General features: G+C 51.7%; 18 protein-coding genes. 12 read left to right on the top strand and 6 right to left on the bottom strand.

All coding sequences use genetic code 11. From position 1 onward, the window contains the following. Window positions 1–187 precede the first annotated feature (187 nt). The gene (locus RIC05_RS05395; RefSeq protein ID WP_350045029.1) at window positions 188–688 is read right to left on the bottom strand and encodes a hypothetical protein; all 501 of its coding nucleotides are present in this window, start codon (window positions 686–688) and stop codon (window positions 188–190) included. Window positions 689–873: 185 nt separating this feature from the next. Here RIC05_RS05395 and mutS point away from each other — a divergent pair, with 185 nt between their 5' ends. The 4 genes from mutS to trpS all read left to right on the top strand — a co-directional run bounded on the left by mutS (window position 874) and on the right by trpS (window position 9,786). Then, window positions 874–3,597 (top strand): DNA mismatch repair protein MutS, encoded by a 2,724-nt coding sequence (gene mutS / locus RIC05_RS05390; protein WP_350045030.1) that lies wholly within the window; start codon window positions 874–876, stop codon window positions 3,595–3,597. A gap of 239 nt (window positions 3,598–3,836) precedes the next feature. Then, the gene (locus RIC05_RS05385) at window positions 3,837–6,578 is read left to right on the top strand and encodes a [protein-PII] uridylyltransferase (protein ID WP_350045031.1); all 2,742 of its coding nucleotides are present in this window, start codon (window positions 3,837–3,839) and stop codon (window positions 6,576–6,578) included. A 494-nt stretch (window positions 6,579–7,072) separates the two neighbouring features. Continuing rightward, window positions 7,073–8,623 carry a murein biosynthesis integral membrane protein MurJ gene (gene murJ / locus RIC05_RS05380; protein WP_350045032.1) on the top strand — a complete coding sequence of 517 codons (1,551 nt, stop codon included), beginning with the start codon at window positions 7,073–7,075 and terminating at the stop codon, window positions 8,621–8,623. Between the two features lie 161 nt (window positions 8,624–8,784). Beyond that, the gene (gene trpS, locus RIC05_RS05375; RefSeq protein WP_350041104.1) at window positions 8,785–9,786 is read left to right on the top strand and encodes a tryptophan--tRNA ligase; all 1,002 of its coding nucleotides are present in this window, start codon (window positions 8,785–8,787) and stop codon (window positions 9,784–9,786) included. A gap of 91 nt (window positions 9,787–9,877) precedes the next feature. Here trpS and RIC05_RS05370 read toward each other — a convergent pair whose 3' ends face one another. After that, entirely contained in the window at window positions 9,878–11,410 is a 1,533-nt protein-coding gene (locus RIC05_RS05370) for a hypothetical protein (protein ID WP_350045033.1), read from the bottom strand. A gap of 162 nt (window positions 11,411–11,572) precedes the next feature. Continuing rightward, on the bottom strand, window positions 11,573–12,730 hold the full coding sequence (gene ribA, locus RIC05_RS05365; protein ID WP_350045034.1) for a GTP cyclohydrolase II: 1,158 nt from the start codon (window positions 12,728–12,730) through the stop codon (window positions 11,573–11,575). Between the two features lie 398 nt (window positions 12,731–13,128). Here ribA and RIC05_RS05360 point away from each other — a divergent pair, with 398 nt between their 5' ends. Further along, window positions 13,129–13,818, top strand: a complete 690-nt coding sequence (locus RIC05_RS05360) for a response regulator transcription factor (RefSeq protein ID WP_350041101.1) — start codon at window positions 13,129–13,131, stop codon at window positions 13,816–13,818. 221 nt (window positions 13,819–14,039) lie between these two features. Here the strand turns inward: RIC05_RS05360 and RIC05_RS05355 are convergent, their stop codons facing one another. After that, window positions 14,040–14,735, bottom strand: a complete 696-nt coding sequence (locus RIC05_RS05355; RefSeq protein WP_350045035.1) for a YggS family pyridoxal phosphate-dependent enzyme — start codon at window positions 14,733–14,735, stop codon at window positions 14,040–14,042. 81 nt (window positions 14,736–14,816) lie between these two features. Between RIC05_RS05355 and RIC05_RS05350 the strand changes: the two genes are divergently transcribed. Both RIC05_RS05350 and RIC05_RS05345 read left to right on the top strand, forming a co-directional pair. After that, complete coding sequence (locus tag RIC05_RS05350; protein WP_350045036.1) at window positions 14,817–15,467, top strand: thiamine phosphate synthase; 651 nt, start codon at window positions 14,817–14,819, stop codon at window positions 15,465–15,467. An 18-nt stretch (window positions 15,468–15,485) separates the two neighbouring features. Further along, window positions 15,486–16,709: a glycosyltransferase family 9 protein gene (locus RIC05_RS05345; RefSeq protein ID WP_350045037.1), complete on the top strand. Its 1,224-nt coding sequence runs from the start codon at window positions 15,486–15,488 to the stop codon at window positions 16,707–16,709. Between the two features lie 109 nt (window positions 16,710–16,818). Here the strand turns inward: RIC05_RS05345 and RIC05_RS05340 are convergent, their stop codons facing one another. Together RIC05_RS05340 and RIC05_RS05335 are read right to left on the bottom strand one after the other, a co-directional pair. Next, complete coding sequence (locus RIC05_RS05340; protein WP_350045038.1) at window positions 16,819–17,859, bottom strand: porin; 1,041 nt, start codon at window positions 17,857–17,859, stop codon at window positions 16,819–16,821. 605 nt (window positions 17,860–18,464) lie between these two features. Further along, a complete protein-coding gene (locus tag RIC05_RS05335; protein ID WP_350045039.1) occupies window positions 18,465–19,529 on the bottom strand; it encodes a porin in 1,065 nt (354 codons plus the stop codon). A gap of 253 nt (window positions 19,530–19,782) precedes the next feature. Here RIC05_RS05335 and RIC05_RS05330 point away from each other — a divergent pair, with 253 nt between their 5' ends. From RIC05_RS05330 to RIC05_RS05310, 5 genes are all read left to right on the top strand, one after another. Beyond that, window positions 19,783–20,349, top strand: a complete 567-nt coding sequence (locus RIC05_RS05330; RefSeq protein WP_350045040.1) for a DUF3576 domain-containing protein — start codon at window positions 19,783–19,785, stop codon at window positions 20,347–20,349. A 208-nt stretch (window positions 20,350–20,557) separates the two neighbouring features. Continuing rightward, entirely contained in the window at window positions 20,558–21,040 is a 483-nt protein-coding gene (locus RIC05_RS05325; RefSeq protein WP_350045041.1) for a hypothetical protein, read from the top strand. Next, the gene (gene lptE / locus RIC05_RS05320) at window positions 21,037–21,543 is read left to right on the top strand and encodes an LPS assembly lipoprotein LptE (protein ID WP_350045042.1); all 507 of its coding nucleotides are present in this window, start codon (window positions 21,037–21,039) and stop codon (window positions 21,541–21,543) included. The genes RIC05_RS05325 and lptE overlap by 4 nt, the downstream gene beginning before the upstream one ends. Before the next feature lie 64 nt (window positions 21,544–21,607). Continuing rightward, window positions 21,608–22,639, top strand: a complete 1,032-nt coding sequence (gene holA / locus RIC05_RS05315; RefSeq protein ID WP_350041092.1) for a DNA polymerase III subunit delta — start codon at window positions 21,608–21,610, stop codon at window positions 22,637–22,639. A gap of 253 nt (window positions 22,640–22,892) precedes the next feature. Further along, window positions 22,893–24,377 carry a hypothetical protein gene (locus tag RIC05_RS05310; RefSeq protein ID WP_350045043.1) on the top strand — a complete coding sequence of 495 codons (1,485 nt, stop codon included), beginning with the start codon at window positions 22,893–22,895 and terminating at the stop codon, window positions 24,375–24,377. Window positions 24,378–24,417: the final 40 nt, after the last annotated feature.

Below are 24,417 nucleotides of genomic sequence, written 5' to 3'. Positions count from 1 at the left end.
CCATCGCGCAGGTTAAAAACCGATAGCAATCAGGTTGCATCGCGAAAAAGGGGCCACAGGCTTTTCGCACCATTCCGACCTCTTTCCACGATCCGAAAAAACCGGCGGCGAAATGAAACCGCACGTCACCCGCCCCTTTGATGAGGCGGTTAACAGCCATAGAACCGGCTGGTGACGTGCGGTTCGGTTATTTTGGTGTATGCAGGTGAATGTTGGTCGCGCCATTCTGTTCGAAAATGGCTTGGGCCTTGGTTTCTGCCCCGCCATCCTTTGGATCGATCCGTACCCAAAGGATCACGGAACCTGCATCCACCGCACGGGCAAAGTCATCCGTGTGCGGTGTTGACGTCACTTCATCGATGAATTCACGCAGGGCAACGGCACCGACCCCTGCCCCAACTGCAATTGCAGCAGGTGCAGTAGCCGCCCCGCCAAAAAGGGCAATTGCACCCGATGCCACAAGGGGAACTTCATATTTCACTTCCCCGACCAACGCAGTCAGGACATCGGACCATGACCGGCCATCTGATCCGGCGACATCGATTGATTCATGGGAACTCAATACCGACAGATCGGTTCGGGCAAAGCCGCTATCGCGCAATGCACGGACAGCCGCGTCAAATTTGTCTTTGGTATCAAACAGTCCGACCAGTTCGGGGGCCTGCGAGGTGGTCTGCTCTGCTGCCATTTTTCGCTCTCCTTGGTGGCTGTTATTCGGTTCAAAAATCAGCGATGATCACCACTGACCAAGTCCGGTTGTCTTTCTATATATTTTACAGAAAATCAGGCGTTGCAATGGCATAGATCAAGTTTTATCACCGGCCATCCTTCCAACTCTCGTCTTTGCCTTCAGGGTTTGCTATCAAAGTCATCATGAACAACATCGCTGATACATCCGACACAACACCAATCGCACCGTCCTTTTCTTTGGAAGGTGCCACCCCGATGATGGTCCAGTTCCTTGAAATCAAGGAACAGTATCAGGACTGCCTGCTGTTTTATCGGATGGGCGATTTTTACGAGTTGTTCTTTGACGATGCCGTCAAAGCCGCAGAAGCCCTTGATATTGCCCTGACAAAACGCGGCAAGCATCAAGGTAACGAAATTCCCATGGCCGGTGTTCCCGTCCATAGCCACGAAACTTATCTTCAGCGTCTGATCCGCAAGGGTTTTCGTGTTGCCGTCTGTGAACAGATGGAAGACCCGGCAGAAGCAAAAAAACGCGGTGCCAAATCGGTCGTGAAACGCGGTGTCGTTCGCCTGATCACGCCCGGAACGCTTACCGAAGACAGTCTTCTGGACGCCAGACGTCACAACTATCTGGCGGCTGTATCCGACGTCCGTGGCAAGGTGGGTCTGGCATGGCTTGATATGTCGACGGGCGACTTTTACGTCCAGCCAAGCGATATGGCCGGTTTGCCTGCTGCTTTGGCGCGGCTTGATCCGGGCGAAATCCTGTTTTCTGATAAGATGTTGAACCGATCAGACATGTTCGACATCTACGCCGAATATAAAAGCATCATCACCCCGCAACCCAGTGCGCGCTTTGACGCAGACAATGCTCAGCTGCGCCTGAAAAAACTGTATCAGGTTGAGGCACTTGATGCCTTTGGCGGGTTTGAAATTGCCGAACTGTCGGCTGCTGGTGCGCTGATTGACTATGTCGATCTGACTCAAAAAGGTCAGATGCCCCGCCTTGCACCGCCAACCCGCGTTGCCCAAGGCGCATCAATGGAAATTGATGCCGCCACCCGCCGGTCACTTGAACTGCTTCAGACCCAATCAGGCGACCGCAAAGGATCGCTGCTGTCGGTGATTGATCGCACCAAAACCGGTGCCGGTGCCCGTTTGCTGGCTGCGCGCCTGTCCGCCCCGCTGACCAGTGCGGAAGAAGTCAATAAACGCCTTGATCTGGTAGAGTATTTCCATGATCGCGACGGTTTACGTTCGGATTTGCGATCAAGCCTTGGCGAATGCCCCGATATTGAACGCGCCCTGTCGCGCCTGTCTGTTGGTCGCGGCGGTCCGCGTGATTTGGCGGCAATGCGCGATGGTCTTGCCTGTTCGTTTGCCATTAGCACCCTGCTTGGCAAACCCGATGGCGGCAATGACGGCCTCACAGCTCAGCCCGCGGCCCTTGGTGACCATTTGACTGCCATGGGACACCATGGCGATCTGATTGACCTTTTGCGCCGCGCCATTGCCGAAAGCCTGCCGCTTATGGCCCGTGATGGTGGCTTCATCGCCGGTGGATATCATCCACCGCTTGATGAATTGCGGATGTTATCAAGCGAAAGCAAAAAGCTGATCGCCAACCTTCAGGCCCGCTATACCGAACAGACCGGCATCGCCAATCTCAAGGTCAAACATAACAATGTCCTTGGCTATTTCATCGAAGTATCGGCCAAACATGCCGACAAAATGATGGAAGTCGATGAATTTATTCACCGTCAGACCATGGCCAATGCCGTCCGCTTTACCACGGTCGAGCTGTCCGAACTTGAAAGCAAGGTTTCCAAGGCCGGGGATCAGGCACTTGCCCTTGAACTTGAACTGTTTGAAGAACTGGTTCAGTCGGTTCTGACCAAGGCCGATGCAATTGCCCGCTGCGCACAGGCCCTGGCCGGGCTTGATGTATCCGCAGCGCTTTCAGAATTGGCCCGTGATCAGGGCTGTATCCGCCCGCAAATCGATAACAGCCTTGCCTTTGACATCCATGCTGGGCGCCACCCTGTGGTTGAAGCCGCCCTTCGTGAAAATGCCGACTCACCGTTTGTCGCCAATGATTGCCGTTTGGAAGATGAACAAAGCCTGTGGCTGATCACGGGTCCGAACATGGCCGGTAAATCGACCTTCCTGCGCCAAAACGCACTTATCGCGGTTCTGGCCCAGATCGGCGCATTCGTTCCCGCCGGAAAAGCCCATATCGGGGTGATTGACCGGCTGTTTTCACGCGTTGGTGCTGCTGATGATTTGGCGCGCGGGCGATCGACCTTCATGGTCGAAATGGTTGAAACCGCATCGATCCTTAATCAGGCAACTGACCGGTCACTTGTGATTCTTGATGAAATCGGGCGGGGTACAGCCACCTTTGATGGTCTGTCAATTGCCTGGGCCGTGGTTGAAAACCTTCATGAAATCAATAAGTGCCGTGGTCTTTTTGCCACCCATTATCATGAATTGACCGCACTTGCGGCCAAGCTTGAACATCTGTCCTGTCACACCATGCTGATCAAGGAATGGCAGGGTGAAGTCGTCTTCCTTCATGAAGTCGGCTTGGGCAGTGCGGATCGGTCATACGGCATCCATGTCGCCCAATTGGCTGGCTTGCCAAAACCAGTGATCAAGCGCGCCGAACAAGTGCTTAAAACCCTTGAAAAGGGTCAGCAAGGCGGTGCTGTTTCCAAGCTTGCCGATGACTTGCCACTGTTTGCCGCTGCGATCGAACAAGCCGCACAAGAAGAAAAGGCTTCAGGCCCGGCCCTGTCTGACAGTCAAAAAGCATTGCTAGAAGCGGTCAATGATCTTGATCCCGATAACATGACCCCGCGCGAAGCCCTTGATGCGCTGTATCGTCTACACACCTTAAAAGACTAGCGCTTTGGCATAATTGAGACGGGTTAAACGCATGAAAAACAGGCACCTTGCCCCTATATGAGGCAGGTGCCCGTTTTCGTTTTGGCACCAATACCGCAAGCTTGTAGTGTTTGGGCGCATTCTTCATCCGGCACAGCACATGCATAAGGTGCGGTCGCGACAAATTGCCGTTATCATAAGATAACGGTTCTAAAAAACGGCACGCAGACCGAAAAGCAGGCGCAAGGAAACAGACCAACGTGACCTATAAGATCAAGAAACAGCGCGAAATCATTGACCGGAAAAACGTCTTTGCTGAACTAAAAGCAATTGCCAACGACCCGGATCTGAAAACTTTCAAACAGCGCACGGCTGTTTTAAACAAGCTGAAATCGGTCATGGAAGCCGGTCGCACGGTTATTCGTGCGCGCTTTGAAGAAAGCAATTCGGGTCAGGAAACCGTATTTTCCAACAGCTTCCTGATGGATCAAGTCGTTCGCCTGATCCATGATTTTGCGATCAATTTTGTCTATCCGGTGCACAATCCGACCAATGAACAACGCATGTCTGTGGTTGCGGTTGGTGGCTATGGCCGGGGGGATATGGCACCGCATTCCGATGTCGATATCCTGTTTCTGTTTCCCTACAAACAAACCGCGCACGGCGAACAAGTCGTCGAGTTCATCCTGTATATGCTGTGGGATCTTGGCCTGAAAGTAGGCCACGCCACCCGATCGGTTGATGATTGCCTGCGCATGGGTAAACAGGACATCACCATCCGCACCAACCTGCTTGAAAGCCGGTTCGTCTGGGGGGATGAGGAAACCTATACTCTTTTCCGCACCCGGTTCATGGATGAGCTGGTCAAGGGCAGCGGCCTTGAATTTATTGAAAAGAAACTTGGCGAACGCGATGACCGCCATGTGCGGATGGGCGATTCACGCTATGTCGTGGAACCCAACGTCAAGGACGGCAAAGGTGGCCTGCGCGACCTCCATACCCTGTTCTGGATCGGAAAATACCTGTATCGGGTCAATTCCCCGATGGAGCTGGTCGACCTTAAGGTCCTGACCCGCAAAGAAGCCCAGGGGTTTTTGAAAGCCCAGAATTTCCTGTGGGCGGTGCGCTGCTGGTTGCATTATCTTTCAGACCGTGAAGAAGACCGCCTGACATTTGATATGCAGCGCGAAATTGCCGAACGGCTTGGCTATACCGATCATGCTGGCGCATCGGGTGTCGAACGCTTCATGAAGCACTATTATCTGATGGTGAAGCATGTCGGTAACCTGACACGGATTTTCTGTGCAGCACTTGAAGAACGCCATCAACGCCGCCCCTTGATCCGTTTTCCCGGCAAATTGTTTGGTACCAAGGAAATTGACGGGTTTGAGCTGCGCAATGATCGCCTGACCGTTGAAAACCTTGATGTTTTCAAAAAAGACCCGATCAAGATTTTGCGCCTGTTTCTGGTCGCCAACCAGAACGGTGTTGGCATTCATCCCGAAACACTGCGCTGGGTGACCCAAAGCCTGAAATTTGTCGATCACAAGCTGCAAAACGACCCGGACGCCAACGAAGTCTTTCTGGAGATTTTAACCCAGCGGACCAACCCCGATATCGTCCTTCGTAAAATGAACGAAGCCGGGGTTTTGGGCCGCTTTATCCCGGATTTCGGACGTGTCGTCGCCCAGATGCAATATGACATGTACCATACCTATACCGTGGACGAGCATACCATCCGGGCAATCGGCATCCTCAATCAGATTGAAAACGGTGAACTGGCCGAAGACGCCCCTGTAGCCACCCGGATCATGGGAAAGGTCATTTCGCGGCGTGTTTTATATGTCGCGGTTCTTCTCCATGATATTGCCAAGGGACGCGGCGGCGATCATTCGGAATTGGGCGCAGAAGTCGCTGAAAAGCTTTGCCCGCGTTTGGGGCTGTCACCGGCGGACACCGAAACAGTCGCGTGGTTGGTCAAAGCGCATCTTTGGATGAGCCTGACGGCCTTTAAGCGTGATTTGAATGACCCGACGACGATCAAGGCATTTGGGGATCTGGTACAGTCGCAAGAACGTTTGCGCCTGTTGCTGTGCCTTACGGTTGCCGATATCCGGGCGGTTGGTCCGAATGTCTGGAACGGCTGGAAAGCAACGCTGCTGCGTGAACTTTTCTATGCAGCAGATGATCTGCTTTCGGGTGGTTTGAACGCCGACAGTCGCGATTCGCGTGTTGCAAATGGCCAGATGGCCTTGCGCGAGGCCCTGGTTGACTGGCCGACCGATGATATCGAAGATTTCATTGATCGTGGCTATCCATCCTATTGGCTGAGTTTCGACACCGACGTTCATGTGCATCACGCGCATCTCACCCGGGCGGCCAAGAAAAGCGGGGCGGACATCACGGTCGATGTGCGTATTGATACCGAAATTGATGCCACCGAAATCACGGTTCACACCACGGACCATCCGGGCCTGTTTTCCCAGATTGCCGGGTCGATGGCGCTGTGTGGTGCCAACGTTGTTGATGCCAAAATCCTGACCCTTGCCGATGGGATGGCGCTTGATACCTTCTTTGTGCAGGACACCAATGGCGAGGCCTTTAACGACACGGCCAAACTTGAAAAACTGCGCGAAACTCTTGAACAGGTCATTTCCGGGCGTCTGCGCCCCAGTCAGGAAATCGAACGTCGCCAGACCAAGGATAACAAGCACCGCACGGCAGTGTTTAAGGTCGAACCGAACGTCATCATCGATAACAAGGCCAGTCGCACCCATACCGTCATCGAGATTACCGCACGTGACCGGCTTGGCCTGCTCTATGACATCACGCGTGCTTTGCGGGATCTGTCATTGCAAATCGCATCGGCCCGCGTTTCGACATTCGGCGAACGCGCCGTTGACGTTTTTTATGTGAAGGATGTGTTTGGATTAAAGATCGATAGCCGGACCAAATTTGTTCAGGTCAAAGAAACCCTGACTCAGGCCATCCAGAACAATTGATCGGGTTACTGACATAACCGGATTTGATCCCTGCCCATATGATGCGCAAAGCACCACCACAGCAGGGGGTCAAATCCGTCTTTTCCGATCAAAACGACCGGAAAAGTATATGTATGTCTTTTGGAAATTGTGACGGACGAGGAAGGGGAAAACCAAACCCGACATCATGACATGTTAGTCTTGATGTCGTTATCCTCGGAGTGCAGCAGGTTGAGGTTGGTCCCCTTTATTCCCCGCCCGTCCAATAATTGAGGCTCGCGTCCCAACGAATCCTCAGCGAGACCGAATTTAGGCCTCTTGCACGTCTTTTTCTGTGACGGCTGTCACAGGTTTGGAAAATTACATTCAATTTCCATGATTTTCATAAATCCGTGACATTCAAATGCCCTACCCTTCACTTGATTACGACTTCTTCACTTTCCCCTGTCAGATTTTTGCCATTCATCGCGTGATACTGATGTGAACGGCCCCTTGAACGGATGTGATTGACCCAAATGTCGCTCGTACGCTCCATCGCCACGGTTAGTGGCTTTACCCTGCTGTCCCGCCTTTTGGGGTTTTGCCGCGATATTCTGATTGCAGGTATGCTGGGTGCAGGCGGCATTGCCGATGCGTTCTTTGTTGCGTTTAAATTTCCCAACCTGTTTCGCAGGTTGTTTGGCGAAGGTGCGTTTTCCGCGGCCTTTATCCCGCTTCTGGCCGGCGACATTGAAAAGCGTGGCATGGATGCGGCGCGTGAATTTGCCGCACGCGCCATGTCGATGCTGGTTCTGATCACGGGTTTTCTCGTTGCGATCATTGAAATCATCATGCCGTGGGCGATGTATGTTTTCGCCCCCGGCTTTGCCCAAGATCCGGAAAAATTTGCGCTTGCTGTCGAACTGTCGCGCATCACTTTTCCCTATCTGGCATTTATTTCCGCCGTCGCCCTGATGTCGGGGGTTTTAAACACCCTACACCGTTATGCCGCAGCAGCCGGTGCACCGATTATCCTCAATATCTGTTTGATCGGCGCCCTTTTGGGTCTGGCCCCCATGACCGAAACCCCGGCACATGCATTGGCTTGGGGGGTTGCTCTGGCCGGAGTCGCGCAATTCATTTGTCTGGTCATTGCCTGCAAACAGGCAGGGTTTGCGATTAAATGGCAAATGCCCCGGGTTGACGACCGGATCAAGCTTCTGGGCAAACGCATGATCCCGGGCATGATTGGTGCCGGGGTTTATCAGATCAATCTTCTGATCGACACAATGCTGGCGTCATTGGTTTCCGATGGCGCGGTTTCCTGGCTTTACTATGCCGATCGCGTGCAACAGCTCCCGCTTGGGGTCATTGGTATTGCCATTGGCACCGCCCTTTTGCCGACATTGTCGCGCCAGCTACAGGGTGATGATCCGAAAACCGCGATGTATAGCCAAAACCGCGGCATTGAAATTGCCCTTTTGCTGACCCTTCCGGCCGCTGTCGCACTTGGGGTAATGGGCTTACCCGTGATCAATGTGTTGTTTGAACGCGGTGCATTTGGCCCGGAAGAAACCCGCATGACCGGTTTGGCCCTGATTGTCTTTGCCTTTGGGTTGCCGGCATCGGTTCTGGTCAAGGTCCTCGCCCCGGGGTTTTTTGCCCGTGAAGATACCAAAACGCCGATCCGCATCGGCATTTCGGCAATGGTGCTTAACATCGTTTTGATCGTGATCCTGATGCCGCAATTCGGGCATTTGGGGATTGCGGCAGCGACTTCTATATCGGTCTGGGTTAACGCATTTTGCCTTGGGTTCCTGCTGCATCGGCGCGGCGATCTGGCGTTTGATCCACGGCTTCTTAAACGCGTCCCGCGGATTTTGTTGTGCTCTGCCTTGATGGGGGCCGTTCTTTGGTTTGCCATTGATATCTTTTGGCAAAATGACGCGCTTTCAATCACCCGGATCATCACCATGGCCTTGTGCGTGACCGGTGGTGTGATGGTTTATGGCATTGCCGCGCAATTGCTTGGCGCAACCAGATTTTCCGAACTGAAATCGATGTTTAAACGCGGAAAGCCTGCCTGATCTGATTATTTCCCGGAATTTCCTGACAAGCCGCTTGACCTTACGAGATCAGGCGGCTTAACTCCGCGCGTTGATTTGCAAGCTCGTCCGCCGGCGGGTGTCCACAACCTGGCGGAGCTGGCAAACGCGTTTTTGTTTTTATTGAAATGGACGACACCATTATGGAACGTGTGTTTTCGGGCGCTCAGCCCACCGGTAACCTTCACCTTGGCAACTATCTTGGCGCGATCCGCAACTGGGTCGAATTGCAGAAGCAATATGAATGCATCTTCTGTGTTGTCGATATGCATGCCATCACGGTCTGGCAAGACCCCAAAGAACTGCGTTCCAACATTCGCGAACTTGCTGCCAGCATGATTGCGGCCGGAATCGATCCGGACAATCAGGTCCTGTTTAATCAAAGTCAGGTCTCTGCCCATGCCGAACTGGCGTGGATCTTTAACTGTGTCGCGCGCATCGGCTGGATGAACCGCATGACCCAGTTCAAGGAAAAGGCCGGCAAACATCGCGAAAATGCGTCCCTTGGTCTTTATGCTTATCCAAGCCTGATGGCGGCCGACATTCTCGCCTATAAGGCGACCCATGTTCCGGTCGGCGAAGATCAGAAACAGCATCTTGAACTGGCCCGCGACATCGCATTGAAATTTAACAATGATTACGAAGTCGAAGGTTTTTTCCCTCAGCCCGAACCGCTGATTCTTGGCCCGGCAACCCGTGTGATGTCGCTGCGTGACGGTTCGAAAAAGATGTCGAAATCCGATCCGTCGGATATGTCGCGCATCAACATGACCGATGATGCCGACACGCTGGCGAAAAAAATCCGCAAGGCAAAAACCGATCCGGAACCGCTGCCATCAGAGGCCGCCGGTCTCGAAGGCCGCCCGGAAGCCAAGAACCTGATCACGATCTTTGCTGCCCTGACCGACAGCACGGTTGATGCGGTTTTGGCCGAACATGGTGGAACGCAGTTCTCGGGCTTTAAACAGTCCCTGACAGATGTGGTTGTGGATAAATTGGCCCCGATTACCGAGAAAATGGCCCGTCTGAATGACGATCCGGCCTATATCGATAGCGCCTTGGCCAAAGGTGCCGAACGTGCCAACGCGATTGCCCAGCCGATCCTCAAAGAGGTCAAAGAACTTGTCGGCTTTTTAAACAGCTAGTCTGTTCGCAAACCAGATGAACAAAAGCCCGCTTATCGATGATAAGTGGGCTTTTTCATTTCAAGGCTTCCGTGTTCAGTTCGGAAACTAATCAGATCGATCCGCCAGAAGGCTGGGATTGTTTTTGCATCGCCTGATACTTTTTCAGGCCATCCATCATGGTCTGGCTAAACCACGCGCCCACAGGTTCATCCGCCTCAAGATGGGATGACGCACGCTGCATCAGCGGATGCACTGCGGAATCAGCACCAACCTCGTTTTGAGCCGTGATGTTAGCGCTAACATCGTTGGTATGGCTGGTGCTTTGATTTGTGCCTTGGCTGGTCTGGCGGGCCGCCATACGCCCCTGATCAGCAACAGCATTGCTACTCGCAACGGATTCGGCTGCCATGGTCTGGGCTTTTTCCCGACCAAGGGCAGCATTAAACCGTGCAGCCATTTCTGCCGCCGAAAGCGGTGCAGCACCAGAACGCAGATCAGGCAGAGTTGGCGCAGCAGGACGACTTGCCACATTATCTGTCGTCGCCGTGTCTGCCCTGTCCGTCAAAACATTCTCTGAGGATTGCTTATCTGTTTTTCCCGCAGAAAGCTTTGCCTGTCGGGCTTCGTACTGCGCCATTTCAGCAGAAATAACCATCGTATTTGACTGACGGCTAAACCGTCCTTCACTTTGCGCCCGCGCCCAGACGGTATTCCCGCCTTCATTGCTAAAGCTTGCCCGCGGAAGTGCGTCGGCCGTGGACGAGTTTGCGGCAACCGTCTGTGCAAATGTTGATGCCGGGTTTGTTGTGCCAGCCGATGCCATGGCAACGGCCAGTTCTGCAGGATCAGAATCCTGGTTTTGCTCAGAGGCAGAAACAGGTGCGGCTTCGGTCTGTGCTTGTAATTGCGCCTGCAACAAAGGGTTTGGGGCCGGTGTTGGCGCAGAAGCCATTGCAGCGGCATTTTGTGCCCACGGCAGGTTTAACTCGGACGCATTGATCACGTTTGTAACCGGTACATCGGGTGATCCAGCAGAGGCCAAAACAACCTGATCGACCGACGCCATGGGTGCGGCCTGTACGATAGTTGCCTGCTCCGCCGGGTTTGCGGCAAAACTTGATGGCGCATTGTTCGCGGCCATCCAGGGCAGAACCAAATCCTCTTGGTATCCGCCTGTCGTCATTGCTGTTGCCGGATTTTCAGATGCATCGGCAATGGCAGTACCATCGTCACGCGGGCTGCCATTAAAGCTATCTTCGACAAATGCCATAACATGGGCACCGGTATCTTCACCGGTAACTGCATCGACAACCGCATCAATCGCAGCACCGGCAAGACCAAATACCCCACCGAACAAGCCGCCACCGACCACGCGCGCGCCGTTGCCCAATTCATCGCCGGTCAATGAACGATAGACCATTCCGACGCCCGGAATATGCTGCAGTGGATTAATCACATCAAGGAAATCGGTGAATTCAAACCCGTCTTCTCCGAACATATAGTCAGAAAAGCTCCGGCCTTCCGTGCTATCGGAAAGCTGATCGGCGACGTTCGACTGCGCAAACTTGTCGCTTGCGATGTCCCCCGCCACACCCGGAACACTACCGGGCGATATTTGCCGCCAATTTGCACCAATCGACATGATTGTCCTCCTCTTGCCAGTTAATTTGCAAAAGGGGTGCCAGTTTTGATCATAGTTAAGTTATTGGAAAATATGGTTATTTTGAAAATCCGATCCGCGGCATTCCTGCCTGTCGGAATCTTCTGCCGGGTAGCAGCGGCACATTTAAACGAAGCGCACCGTTTAGAACAAATGCCCGGCCCGGTCCTTTTTCGTCTGAAGATAGAATTCATTATGACCATTGGACGGAAATTTGTGCGGAACGCGTTCTGAGACTTTAACGCCCCAGCTTTCCAATCCTTTGAGCTTTTCCGGGTTGTTGGTCAGAAGGCGGACAGTTTCAAAACCCAGTTGACGCAACATTTCTGCCGCCGGACGATAAACACGCTCATCAGCATCAAAACCAAGTTCTTCATTGGCATCAAGCGTATCAAATCCGCGATCCTGTAATGCATAGGCACGCAGCTTATTGACCAAGCCAATACCACGGCCTTCCTGACGCAGATACAGGACAATACCGCCCTGCCCGCTGCTTGCGATTTCCGAAATCGCCCCGCGCAACTGGGGTCCGCAATCACAACGAAGCGATCCGATCAAATCACCGGTAAAGCATTCCGAATGCAGGCGGATCATAACCGGTTTGTCTTTGGCCGGTTCATCGATAACAATGGCCAAATGTTCCTGACCACCATCTTCGGGGCGAAATGCAATGACGGTCGCGTTTTCCGCATCTTCAAGTGGCACACGTGCCTGACTGACCTCACGCAGGCTTGCCGCCGATGCATTTTCATAACCATTGATGCTATCAGACTGCAAAACCAGAAGGTTCTGCCCACGCGCCAGGTTTTCCAACTGACCGGCATCGACCGATACCGTCACCACAGCAGGCAACAACCGGGCAAGCTTGGCCAAACGGATGGCTGCAGATTCTGCCATTGAAACAGCACGCCAGTCGCCAGCCGGCAGTTTTTCAAGATCAAGCAACGGATTGGCTATTTCGCCAAGTCGGTCGGCATCAATGTCTGCACGATCATTGCTGACAAAAGCGATGAAAGGATCATCCTTGCAGGCTTGCCCCAATGATTTTGCCCGAACACGCGGAATGACAATGGCCGGTGCGGTATTGAGGTTTGCGATATCACACAAACGATCAAAGCCAATTTGCGACAACGGTTCCGCAGCGATAACAGCAACACTATGGGCTTCACCATCGTGATGGCCCTGAACAAGAACGATTTCGCCGCGCCGCAAATCAGCCACGGCACGCGATACTGTCACCAGATCCGTGGCCGGGATCAGATTGCTGTCATTTTGGGCCGTTGCGGCAAAGCTTTGAGTCATTGTTATCTTGTCTTTGTGATCACAACATCGCGATCCGGTGGCTATGGGCTGGATAATGACCCGGATTAATTCATATAACCGCTTTGGTCAGTCCGGTGTGTTGGCAAGCGAGGAGCAAAATCGCAGGAAGATTAGCATCTTTCAAGATTTTACGACAAATTTGCCCTGTCATACCGGTTTCCAATTCGATTGCATTAATTAATCCGGCGCCTACATAGGTCAATGGGTTAAAGCGAAACAGTTTGTTCTTGAAAATAGCTACTAAGACGCTGATCCTAGAAAACGCATTTTATATATGGCGGGCCTGACGCCGAAGTTCCACAAAAACAATGGTGCGAAACAGCATCAGTTCAGGTCCAATATATAGACGGGATCTGGCAAGCAGCAAGGGATGGTGAATGTCGACAGGTAAACAGGTTCTCGTGGTTGAGGACGATGCAGCTCTCAGCCAGTCTTTGACGGAACAACTCCGACTGCATGAAGAATTTGAATGTGTCGTTGCTCATAGTGGCAAGGATGCACTTGATGCCGCCAAGGAAACCTATTTCGATATGATCCTGCTTGATGTCGGGCTTCCTGATATGGATGGCCGTGATGTCTGCAAACTGATGCGTCGCGCGGGTGTGAAATCCCCGATCATCATGTTGACCGGGGCCAATAGTGATTCTGATACCATTCTTGGTCTGGAATCGGGTGCCAATGACTATGTCACCAAGCCGTTCCGCCTCAATGTCCTGCTGGCGCGCATTCGCGCCCATATCCGCCAGCATGAACAAAGCGAAGATGCCGTTTTCGTCATTGGCCCGTATAGCTTCCAGCCCAGTGCCAAAATCCTGATCGAAACCACGACCGAAAAGAAAGTCCGTTTGACGGAAAAGGAAACGTCGATCCTGAAATTCCTGTTCCGGGCGGGTGACAAGCCGGTCACCCGTGAAACGCTGCTGGATGAGGTCTGGGGCTACAATGCCGGTGTGACAACCCACACACTTGAAACCCACGTCTATCGTTTACGCCAAAAGATCGAGAAAGACCCATCGAACGCCGCGATCCTGATTACAGAACCCGGCGGGTATAAACTGATCCCCTAATGGCTTGCGAAACAGGCGCATAAAAAAATCCCGGTAAAACGGGATTTTTTTGTCACAGATTATCTTTTCAGACGTCATTGAATTCGGGCTAATAATCCACAAAATTCGAAAGTTCATGTTTATTGGATTATTAGCCATAATTTGCGCCATTCTGACCGTGTAAAACACGATTCTGGACATAAATATGATTTTCGAACCTCAAAAAAATGGGTTTTTGCGAATTAATAGCCTCTGGACCCAAAAATTGCTGTCCCAACCCGCACATGCGTGGCCCCAAATCGGATTGCAGCCGCGTAATCACCGCTCATTCCCATACTTCTGATTTCCAAACCATGACGATCTGCAATCTTGCCCAGCAAGGTAAAATGCGGTGCGGGTTCCTCATCAACAGGGGGAATGCACATGAGCCCCTTGATCGGAAGCTTCAACTCCTCACGGCACATGACAATGAATGCGTCAGCTTCTTTTGGGGAAATACCCGCCTTTTGGTCTTCTTCGCCGGTATTGATTTGAATAAGCAAATCCGGGCACAGCCCCGTATTTTCGCGGTGCTTGGCAAGTGCGTTGGCCAGTTTGGGGCGATCAACAGTTTCAATCACATCAAACAGATGAACGGCATCTTTGATCTTGTTGGTCTGAAGCGGGCCAATCAGATGAAGCTCGATATCTGGAAATTCTTCGCGCAAGCCCGGCCATTTTCCGGAAGCTTCCTGAACACGGTTTTCGCCAAACACCCGCCGCCCATCAAGCAAAGCCTTGCGAACATGACCTGCTTCGTGGTTTTTGCTTACACAGACAAGCGTGACTTCATTTTTGTCACGGTTAACAGCCGCACAGGCCGCGTTGATATTGTCCTGAATTTCCGCAAGATTTTGCGCAACATCGCTCTTGGCGGATGACAGATCATGATTGCTCATGGATGATTGGCCCTTAAATCGGTGACGGTAATATGCACAGCTTAGCTCACTTCAGATCCGTGCAGAATCGGGATACTATCAATGGATGACACCCTGTTAAAGCAGGCACGCCAACTCAATCTTCGCAATGGCGGTCCGAATTGCCCGATTCCCCCGATTATCCTTCTGACAGATGATCAGCGTTTGCCTGATCCAGCACTGGCAATCAACTCCTTACCCACTGATAGCATGGTGATTTTCCGCCAATATGACCATCCACACCGTGCGAAGATTGGTGCAAAGCTGCGCAGTCTATGCCGTGCGAAAGCCATTCCGTTTCTGGTGGCAAATGATATCTCGCTGGCCCTGAAACTTGATGCTGACGGCATTCACCTACCCGAATATCACATTTTGACGACCCCATATTTCTATCATCAAATTCCATCAACATTACTGGTCACATCTGCCTGTCATAGTCTTGTGACCATCCGTCGATTGGGTATTGTGCCCAAACAGTATCGCCCCGATGGCGTATTGATCTCGCCGATTTTTCCAACACACAGTCATCCGGGTAAAAATCCGTTGTCACTTAACACCGTTTTAGCCATGGCCGAGCTATGTAAACGCAGTGGAATGGCACCGATCGGGCTTGGTGGCATTAACAAGGAAAATGTTGGAAATCTGCGGTCTTCATCGCTTGCATCTTTGGCCGGGATCGGGTTTTCTGGCGCCATCACTTCGCCAGTTCGGTGAACGGAGATCGCCCCCAAAATGCCCCGTAAACTGCAGCCGTCCCGCAAGAAATTTACCCGGTTCACGTCCAAATTACCGTTTCAATTCGGATTACCCAATGTCAGCCCAGCGCTAACACAAACATCTGACGACAGTCCGATCTATTTCACCCGAACCACGTCCTTGCTCCGACAACAGGTTTTGGCGAATGCCACCGGGGTAAAAATCAAATCGGATACGTTCCATCCGCAGGTTTTGCCACGACATTCATGGGCTGAGATAGACTTTTCGCAAAGCAGTATCCTGTTTTTGATTCCCGATGATGCGCTTGGCGATTGCGTTGGAATGACCTTGTTTCTTAAGGCGCTGAAGCTTCGATATCCGAATGTGAAAATTGGTGTGCTCAACAGCGGTAGCGCATCAGATATCTTCGCACTAATCCCGGATATTGAAGTTTTTCAGCTGTTTATTTCGTCCAGACAACTCGCACGGTTTGACCACGTGGTTGATCTTAGCGAGATGGAAGGTTGGCAAAATATCGCCACCATGCCGGTTAATCCGGAAGAAGCGTTATGTGAGGCGTTTGGCATTTATGCTTGCCCGCTTGCTGTGCGGAACGTGGTCGCTAAACCAAGGATGAAGATCGGGATCGTACCAATGGCCTCGTCACCTTTGCGAACGTTGCCACCTGCCTTGATCCGAAGCATTACAGAGCTTCTTTCACAACATGATGCAGATATCACAATTGTCCTAAACGCCTATCAGGGAGTGATGAAGGCATATAAGGCAGCACTTGAACCTCTTTCAGACAAAAACATTCGCGTTCTTGATGGCTTTAGAACAATCGGTGAATTGGTTCGGTTTGTTGAACAGCGGGAATATGTTGTCGTTGCCGATAGCGGGCCTGCCCATATAACGAAGCTTTTTCAAACGCCGGGTATCGGAATATACAGCTCTGCCTCAGCTATAACTTTGCAGGGGCGTCACACTAATTTGCAAAACTGGCAAAGCGGGTTTTCTGGCCCCTACTGCAACGCCCCCTGCGGTCTTGCGAAATTGCGCGCAACAGCAGATGGCAAAGTCGGCTGCATGGGCAGTTTGAACCTTCCTGTCGAAGCACTTAGTGAACTCCCACAAGAACATGACCCAAAACTGGCTGCCTTACTTGTAACAGATCACCCTGTGCCGTGCGTTGGAACGCTCAGTAACGACACCCCAAAAATCCTGAATTTGATTCAGCGGGATCTGGGTCTTACTCGTTAAAGTCGGTGATCATCAGCAGGCAATCACCCTCTTCAAACTGTGATAACCAAAAGAAAAAGGGGTGGCCAAAGCCACCCCTTCGTCGTCTTCAATATCCAATTCCGAAGAATTAGAAGTTCAAGACCAGACCAGTAACTGCACCATAGCCGTCATTGTCCGCAATGGCGACATTATTGGAATCGTCGTCAAACCAGAAGACCGAGGACTTCCAAGTTACGCCCGCACCAAGGGTGTAAGCAAGACCAAGGTCGACGGTGCTGATTTCGCCAGTACCGGCGCGGTTGGTAACGGTAGAGGACGGATCAATATCGCGATTGCCATACTCTGCATAACCATAGCCAAGAGAAACTTTGGCTGCGTCCATTGCATAGGAAACGCCAACGTCAAATGCGTCGGTATCATCACCGGTGCGGGAGTTTTCACCCTGTGCATAGTCGTCTTCGATGTGGCCCCACGAAGAACCAACGACGAAGTTGCCAAAACCAACGGTTGCGCCAACGCCGTACCAATTGCCTTCACCCTGGTTTTCACCAACAGCAGAGATGCCAATTGCAATACCATCGAAGTCACCCTGATAGCTTACGCCAGCGGAAAGGATGTTATCGCCACCGGTTGCAGTGTCATTGTTGTTCGAACCGCTATCGTCAGCATAGGAAACGCCAGCCTGGAAGCCACCCATGTTCGGGGTGAAGTAGGTTACGCGTTTCTGGTCGCCGCTTGAAGGAACGGTATCGACCAGATATGCATCGACCCAGTTGGTAAGATCGCCGTCATTGACGCCAACCGGACCAACCGACGGTGCGGTGATACCAAGCGAGTCAGCAGCACTATCGTCTTTACCCAGTTTCACCTGACCAAAGCCACCATTGACGAAAAGGTACTGCTCATCGATCTGATCGCTGGAGGTTTCAGCTTCGAGTTCGATTTTCGCACCGACTTCGATGCCGTTATCAAGCGTGGTTTTACCGGAGAAGTGAACTTCTGCATCGGACTGGAAAGCGTTTTTGGATTCACCAACATCCTGATCAGCTACACCAGCCCACTGCTCCATGTAACCACCAACTTCAAGCTGGATTTTTTCAGAAGCCTGTGCCGAACCGGCAGCAGCAACAGCGACGAGCGCGCTGGTAGCAAAAAGAATCTTTTTCATCTTTACCCTCAAAGAATGACGTTTACGGGATGAAGGGTTGAACCGAGCGGCCCTTCGATCTGTCGAGGGAGATAAAGCCATTTTAATGAACGTGGGTCAATCTGCATAAATGACTGATGTTTATTTATTGATACATATGTTGCATTTTTACCACAAATTATCCCGATATATTCGCAATTATATGTATTTAAATATGATTTTGGGTCATTACTATATCATATCATCTATTCATTATTATCTATCACCATACAAATATACATTGGTCATTAATTAAAACCGCGAACATTTAGATGTTACAACACGTTTGATCTGAGCTGCGAGGCATCATCACTCACGCAGAATAAGCCGAGAAACCATCAACAGAATCATAAATGGGGAATAAACGGGATTCGGAACAGGCTAAGTACACACTGTTGCTGCATCGCCTAACTTCAGAACCAAGACCGCTCGGTCAAAACAAGGTGCTCAATCATCGATTGTTGATCGCAATTCCTGATGCCGTGCTACAGCATGGAAAATAACTAGACGAGCAATCGAGCTTAAACAAAAAAAGAAGGAGGTGGAAAAATCCACCCCCTTCAATTTTTCAACTAACCCTGAAGGGATTAGAAGGAAAGTACGAGACCGGTAACTGCACCGTAGCCATCGTTGTCGTCAGAAGAACCAGCAAGCTGACCTTTAGAGTCGAACCAGAAGACCGAAGACTTCCAAGTTACGCCTGCACCAAGGGTGTAAGCAAGGCCAAGGTCAAGAGCTGAAACTTCGTCAGAACCAGAAGCATCATTGTTCTGATCGTCTTCAGCATATGCATAGGTCAGCGAAACAGATGCTGCGTCCATTGCATAGGATACGCCAACGTCAAAATGCGTGTCGTCGTCTGCAGTGGTACGGTTACCACCGGTACCGGTACCGATGTTTGCAGTTACGTTTTCGCCATAACCGAATTCTGCGTCACGACGCATTGCAGATGCACCAACGGTGAAAGCACCGAAGCCAACATTCGCGCCAACAGAATACCATTCGCCTTCACCCTGATGCTCACCGGTTACTGCAACAGCAACGGAAACGGCATCAAAGTCGCCTTTGTATTCAACGCCAGCAGAAACGCGGCTGTCGCCGGTTGCTACGGTGTCATTGTTTTCGGAAGAGTTGTCATCAGCGTAGGAGATACCAGCTTTGAAACCACCAAGCGATGGGGTGTAGTAGGTGAGGCGCTTAGCATCGCCACCAGCCGGAACGGTATCCGGGAGGAATGCGAGGTCAACCCAATTGGTCATGTCGCCATCAGAAACACCAACAGGACCAACTGCTGGAGCAGCAATGCCCATGTCAGCAGCAGCACCGTCTTCAGCACCAAGCTTAACCTGACCGAAGCCACCATTGACGTACAGGTACTGTTCGTCGATCATGGTGCCGGAGTTGCCGCCTTCACCTTCGAGTTCGATTTTCGCGCCAACTTCAATACCGTTGTCGAGAGTGGTCGAACCAGAGAAGTGAACTTCGGTGTCAGACTGGAAAGCGTTTTTGGATGCGCCAACGTCCTGATCAGCTACACCGATCCACTGTTCCATGTAACCACCAACCGAAAGGCTGATTTTTTCGGAAGCCGAAGCCTGGCCTGCGAATGCGACAGCGACGAGTGCGCTGGAAGCAACAAGAATCTTTTTCATCTTTTCCCTCAACGTCTTTGTTAGCGTATTTTCACGCTACAAAAATTATTTGGACAGCTTTTGCCGCCCGGTTCGAGACGAATGGAGCCATCATTTAAAAGCCACGTCAACCAATCCTGTGACCTAAATGATACATTCATCACGCACTGTGGCAAAAAAAACACACTGGTTTCCTTTGATTGCAAAGAGGTTCCGCCCTATATTCGCAGCAATTCTTGGTTTCACCCTTTTTCAAAATGTCTAAAGGCCGGAAATGGTAACCTTTTCTTCGTTCAAATCGCTGATTTCAGGCGCTGGTGTCGCTTTAATCCTTGCTGGATGTTCTTATGGCACTGTCGATTATGATCAGTTCCCCGGATCTGCGACGACAGATGAGCGCGTAAACGGTCAAGCCATGACCCGTGCGCAAGAAAAAGAACGCGGTGGCCTGTTTGGTTCCGAAGGCCTGAACCTCTTTGGCGGCGAAGATAGTCAGAAAGGCGGCGGAACGGGTATTGGCGTCAACACATTCCTGTGGCGCGCCACGCTTGATACGCTTTCCTTCATGCCATTGAATTCGGCTGATCCATTTGGCGGCGTCATTATTTCAGACTGGTACACGCCTGTTGAAACACCAAATGAGCGTTTCAAGCTAACGGCTTATATCCTTGGCACGGCATTGCGTTCAGATGCCATCAAGGTTTCAGTGTTCCGCCAGGTTAATGTCGGGCCCAACCAGTGGCAAGATGCGGTTGTTGAAGAAGGTACTGTGACTGCAATGGAAGACGCGATTTTGACGCGTGCCCGCCAGTTGCGCATTGACAGTGCAAACGCCGAATAGCGTTATGCTCGTCGGTGCGACTTATATATCACCTGAATATAACCCCCATTCGCTGGAACGCGACTGGGGGTTCTTCATGCGTACCCAACGTCCTGAAATTTATGCCGAACTCCCAAATGGGCTTGGGTCCCTTCGGCAAACGTTGCTTAAGACCATATCAAGGCAATGCACATCAGACGTTCCATATAATAGGGCCAGCGCAGATCCAGTGCAGACTGAAACCAATCCGTTGCCCGCAAAGGTTTCGACCGATTCTGTGTCAAGCAACGCATGGGAAATGTATCAGGAGGTTGGACTAGATGTTCTAACCCTGTCTTTGCTTGCCGATGTGCCAATTCACCGACCACTCCACCTTACCCAGAATAGCATGATCGGCCATTGGCGGTGGCTTCGTCAGGTTTGGCGGATCGCTACACCGCTATCAGATGCAGCCAAAATACAAGTGGACTTAAATCCACCGATAGCTGAACGAGAAATTGTTGATGCCATGACCCAATCGCGTAACAACATCGTCATTGCCCTGCTCCGCCAAAGCTTTCAAAGGTTAGAGGCTGCTGATCCGACAGAAACGGGGGACTTGTACCAATCTTTCCTTGCCAATCTAACTCTGTTTTGCCCTTTTATCGGAACCGAACTATTGTGGCGGCAAGGTCTGATCACAGCACCCAAGGCAGAAGGCTTGATTGAATGAGATTGCGGGCAGTTTTACCGGTTCTGGCACTTGTTGCGCTAACAACACTCAATGCATGCGGATTTCGCCCGCTCTATGCCACAGATAGCAGCGGCCAAAGCACCGCATCCGATATGGCACAGGTTGATATTGCCTTGATCAATGACCGTGTTGGGCAGGTCACCCGAAACGCGCTTCTCGAAACCCTTACACCACGTGGTCAGGTTTCAAATCCCCTTTATGATCTGACAGTCACATTGACCGAAGCGACAAGTGGTCAAGGCTTCACAAAAGATAACGAAGCGACCATTTCCGATTATCTTGTGACAGCACAATACCAGCTTACACGCAAATCCGATTCAAAAGTTCTTCGCAAAGGCACCGTTCGGGCCCGCACAAGCTTTAACATCGTCGATTCCGATTTTGCGAGTATCGAGGCCGAAGACGCCGCCCGAACCGATGCCAGCAAGCAACTTGCCCAACAGCTGGCCAATCAGGTCGCGATCGGGCTGCGGTCGCAATAACCCTGCACTTTACGCGGCATATCCATCGATATGACTTTAACCACAAAGATGAATAAGGATCTCCATGAAGCTTAAGGCTGCTCAGGTCGAAACCTTTTTGCGCGCACCGGACGCAAAGGCCCAACTCGTCCTGATCTATGGAGAGGACGAAGGCCTTGTGCGTGAACGTGCCGTGCGGCTGGCAAAAACCGTGGTTGAAGACCTTAAAGACCCCTTTCGCGTTATCGAGCTTGGCATTCCACAGTTAAAGGAAGATGGTGGCCGCCTGCGTGACGAGGCCGCAGCGATCAGTTTTGGTGGCGGACGCCGCGTCATTCGAATCCGCGACATTGGCGAGGCACAGGCCCCGATCATTGCCGATTTCCTAGGCGATCCGGCGGGCGATGCCCTGATCGTTATCGAAGCCGGAAGCTTGGCGACCAAATCAAAGCTGCGTCAGGCCGTGGAAAAGGCCGGAAACGGCATGGCCCTGCCCTGCTATGCCGATAGCGGCCGTGATATCGAAACCCTTATCCAGTCGATCATGGAAGAACACAAACTGCGCATTGACCGTGATGCAACGCGCTATCTGGTCGCAAACCTCGGCTCAGACCGCATGATTTCGCGAAGCGAGCTTGAAAAGCTTGCACTTTATGCGCTTAAGGAAGGCCAGGTAACCCTTGCCGATGCCATGGCCTGCGTTGGGGATAGTTCAGCACGTCACTACGATGATGTCGTTCAGGCCGTTTCACAGGGCAATGTCGTCAATCTTGATGCTGCCTTGACCCGATTGGTCGAAGAAGGCCTCAACCCGGTCGGCGCCCTTCGTATGATGATTGGCTATTTCCAGAAATTACATCTGGTCAAAGGCCAGATGGCCCAGGGTACGAACGCCGATCAGGCCATGAAGTCCCTGCGCCCGCCCCTGTTTTTCAAGGCCGCAGATCAATTTCGTGCCAACCTGAACAATTGGGCGGTCAATAATCTTCAGCGTGCTTTGCAAATCCTTCTTGAAGCCGAAAAAGACTGCAAAAGCGGTTTGGCAATTCCGGAAACCATTGCCCATCGGGCCATGATCAAAGTCGCGGTTGCCCGTCAGAAACAAAACCGTCGGTAAAATCTGGCGAAGTATCTGGGGCCTGAACCCCATCTTGATGCTGCACCGCACACCAAATTTACGTTCATGCCTGTTCTTTCTCTTTTACACGGAAAGACATCCCTCTTCGGTATAGCCGTTCTGTTCAAACGCATGATCATTTCCCATCTCAACAGGGACAGTCGTTTGAGAAGCAATAATGCCGGCACCTCGAATGTTCGGCAAACCGGGACATTTCGGCACTTCCTGAACAAGTGAAGAGAGAGACATCACCATGAACAATCGATTCTATCGCGTCCTTGCTGCGGGGATCATATCAAGCTGTGCAGCCGGTATTTCGCTGAACGCGTCGGCAGGAACATTCATTTTGCCCTCCGATGCGTTTAACAGCTGCCCGCTTGATAAAGCCGAGATGCAAAACTGGTTTGCTGGCAAGGAAATCACGCTTAATGGCAAGGTTATGCCTGCGAACAGCACGCTTTTCCCAGAACAGAACACCAATTGCGACTTCTTCAAATGGTCTGCTCAGATGTTTTTGTGGCTGACATCACCTGCGGAACTAAAATCCACCGGCGATATGACATACGTCTTTGATGCAGACGGGTTCTATGACATCTCGCCTGAAAATGACAAAGGTGTGCGTAGTTTCCTGAAGAACGACAGCACGATTAACAACTTTCTGATCCGGGTCAATAAACAAGATCAGGATGTGCCAACAACCATCGGTGAAACCGGACAGGCGGGCGGCGGTGGCGTTCTGATATCGCAGGCCGGATCGCTTGTGTATTACGGCATTCACACAAATACGTTCTATGGCGCGTTTCTAACCGGCCAGAAGGCTGGCAAAATCAATCTTGGTACATTTCCGACGACAGAAGCCGACAAGAAGGAGGTCGTTGATTACGCCAAGGCCAATGGTCTTGACGATTCCGCGCCGATGGCACTTGCCATGGAGCTTAAAACCTCCTGGGTCGATGCCAGTACGGTTGCCAATCCGGAAAGCTATGTTCAGGTAAAAGCCGAAGTTCCGAAATATGACACCAGTGTCCCGACCCAATGGACGCTTGATGGCAGTGAAACCAAGACCCTTGCGCTGACCGGGATGCATGTTGTCGGATCCGTGCTTGGACATCCCGAAATGATCTGGGCGACGTTCGAGCACAACAACAACACCCCCAATAAGACGTTCTATTATCAAAGCGGAGCCAACCAGGTAACGGAATCCAAATTTGACGAATCGGCGACCGGCTTTACGTTTTATGCTCCAAATACGCCCGACAACGGCCTTAACGTCGAAACAGCGCATATTGATAAATCCGGGAACATCGTCCTGACGTCACCCGCAACACGGATCGTTCCGACATCTGTTGCCAGAACAAACCCTTGGGGGTCAGCGGGCTCAGATGTCAATAGTGCGGTCGTCAACGCGCAGATCATCTCGATGAACAACAATGTTCTGGGCAATTTGATCGCGGGAGATGTGCGGGGAAATTACGTTCAGATCGGGTCCGTCTGGACGCAAACCGGCATCATTCCCCAAAGTCCGACTCCCGACCAGACCAACAGTTCTGTCGCCCTTTTGGCGCCAGAAGTGGGATCCTCACGGCTGGCCAATACCACCATGGAAACTTATTTTCAGGGGCCGGAGCTTGGCAACTGCTTCCTCTGCCACAATGCTGGCGGATCACCTGCACCAGAGGCAAGCTTTGGCGATGAAGAACTTAGCCATATTTACTTCGACCTAGCACCACTGAAATAGCCGAAACCCGTTCAGGATCACATGCAAAAGGGCCACCTCA

The organism is Thalassospira sp., assembly GCF_040218635.1.
Taxonomy (GTDB): Bacteria; Pseudomonadota; Alphaproteobacteria; order Rhodospirillales; family Thalassospiraceae; genus Thalassospira.
Note: the sequence above shows the minus strand (reverse complement) of the source record. Positions and strands in the feature narration are given on the sequence as shown.

Bases quoted from the DNA above. Each gene is read 5' to 3' on its own strand.
- RIC05_RS05395 (WP_350045029.1), bottom strand. From the start codon at position 688: ATGGCAGCAGAGCAGACCACCTCGCAGGCCCCCGAACTGGTCGGACTG.
- mutS (WP_350045030.1), top strand. From the start codon at position 874: ATGAACAACATCGCTGATACATCCGACACAACACCAATCGCACCGTCC.
- murJ (WP_350045032.1), top strand. From the start codon at position 7,073: ATGTCGCTCGTACGCTCCATCGCCACGGTTAGTGGCTTTACCCTGCTG.
- trpS (WP_350041104.1), top strand. From the start codon at position 8,785: ATGGAACGTGTGTTTTCGGGCGCTCAGCCCACCGGTAACCTTCACCTT.
- RIC05_RS05370 (WP_350045033.1), bottom strand. From the start codon at position 11,410: ATGTCGATTGGTGCAAATTGGCGGCAAATATCGCCCGGTAGTGTTCCG.
- ribA (WP_350045034.1), bottom strand. From the start codon at position 12,730: ATGACTCAAAGCTTTGCCGCAACGGCCCAAAATGACAGCAATCTGATC.
- RIC05_RS05360 (WP_350041101.1), top strand. From the start codon at position 13,129: ATGTCGACAGGTAAACAGGTTCTCGTGGTTGAGGACGATGCAGCTCTC.
- RIC05_RS05355 (WP_350045035.1), bottom strand. From the start codon at position 14,735: ATGAGCAATCATGATCTGTCATCCGCCAAGAGCGATGTTGCGCAAAAT.
- RIC05_RS05350 (WP_350045036.1), top strand. From the start codon at position 14,817: ATGGATGACACCCTGTTAAAGCAGGCACGCCAACTCAATCTTCGCAAT.
- RIC05_RS05345 (WP_350045037.1), top strand. From the start codon at position 15,486: ATGCCCCGTAAACTGCAGCCGTCCCGCAAGAAATTTACCCGGTTCACG.
- RIC05_RS05340 (WP_350045038.1), bottom strand. From the start codon at position 17,859: ATGAAAAAGATTCTTTTTGCTACCAGCGCGCTCGTCGCTGTTGCTGCT.
- RIC05_RS05335 (WP_350045039.1), bottom strand. From the start codon at position 19,529: ATGAAAAAGATTCTTGTTGCTTCCAGCGCACTCGTCGCTGTCGCATTC.
- RIC05_RS05330 (WP_350045040.1), top strand. From the start codon at position 19,783: ATGGTAACCTTTTCTTCGTTCAAATCGCTGATTTCAGGCGCTGGTGTC.
- lptE (WP_350045042.1), top strand. From the start codon at position 21,037: ATGAGATTGCGGGCAGTTTTACCGGTTCTGGCACTTGTTGCGCTAACA.
- holA (WP_350041092.1), top strand. From the start codon at position 21,608: ATGAAGCTTAAGGCTGCTCAGGTCGAAACCTTTTTGCGCGCACCGGAC.
- RIC05_RS05310 (WP_350045043.1), top strand. From the start codon at position 22,893: ATGAACAATCGATTCTATCGCGTCCTTGCTGCGGGGATCATATCAAGC.